Annotated in this window: 2 protein-coding genes; one reads left to right on the top strand and one right to left on the bottom strand. The window is 37.4% G+C overall.

All coding sequences use genetic code 11. The features are described 5' to 3' along the window. Window positions 1-14: 14 nt before the first annotated feature. The gene (locus HED67_RS14720; protein ID WP_072522465.1) at window positions 15-347 is read right to left on the bottom strand and encodes a winged helix-turn-helix transcriptional regulator; all 333 of its coding nucleotides are present in this window, start codon (window positions 345-347) and stop codon (window positions 15-17) included. Window positions 348-489: 142 nt separating this feature from the next. Between HED67_RS14720 and HED67_RS14725 the strand changes: the two genes are divergently transcribed. After that, the coding region (locus tag HED67_RS14725; RefSeq protein WP_221718763.1) for a cupin domain-containing protein at window positions 490-827 on the top strand (338 nt) is incomplete at its 3' end.

Consider the following 827-nt stretch of genomic DNA (forward strand, 5'->3'; position numbering starts at 1 on the left):
AAATACTAACGTACTTAATTCTGTTCAATAAGTGATTTATAGTAGTTACCAAAGTCAGCAAGTGAATTAACAATTGGAAGCATTTTTGTTCCGAGTTCCGTTAATCCGTATTCAACTCTCGGTGGCTGTTCATGGTAATCGTGGCGATATGCCAGTCCATCACTCATCATTTGTCTTAAACTATCTGTCAAAACCTTTTGTGAGATACCATCTATACTTCGTTGTAGCTCATTGAATCTCCATGGACGCTCTTTCAAGTTACGCAAAATCAGCAGTTTCCATTTTCCTCCGATGAGAGATACCGCTGTTGCAACTGGGCATTCCGGTAATTCTTCTTTTGCTCGCATAATTCTCACCTCCGAGTCTATTGTAACACATTCATTTTTGAGTGTACAGTTACAAAAAGGTGCGTACTTGTTTTTGTATGTGTCTCACACTATACTAATACCAAGCAACCAGAAACTACAAATCAACTATGGAGGTATTATTATGACAAATTACACAAAAACAACTATTGGAAAGGAAAACCGAATTGAACTGCATGAAAAGTTGTCTTTAACAGGTGCAGAAATCAGTTTAAACGAACTACCTGCAGGAGCAAATGTCCCATTTGTTCATTCTCATAAAGAAAATGAAGAAATCTATGGAATTCTTTCAGGTAACGGCAAAGCCATAATTGATGGAGAAGAAATCAGCCTTTCAACTGGAGACTGGCTAAAAATCGCACCTACTGCAAAGCGTCAGTTTTTTGCATCCGATATTTCTGGAATTACTTATATCTGCATTCAGGTAAAAGAAAATTCTCTGGAACATTTTACAGCAGAGGA

This window comes from Pseudocoprococcus catus, from assembly GCF_019734885.1.
Lineage (GTDB): Bacteria > Bacillota > Clostridia > Lachnospirales > Lachnospiraceae > Coprococcus_A > Coprococcus_A catus.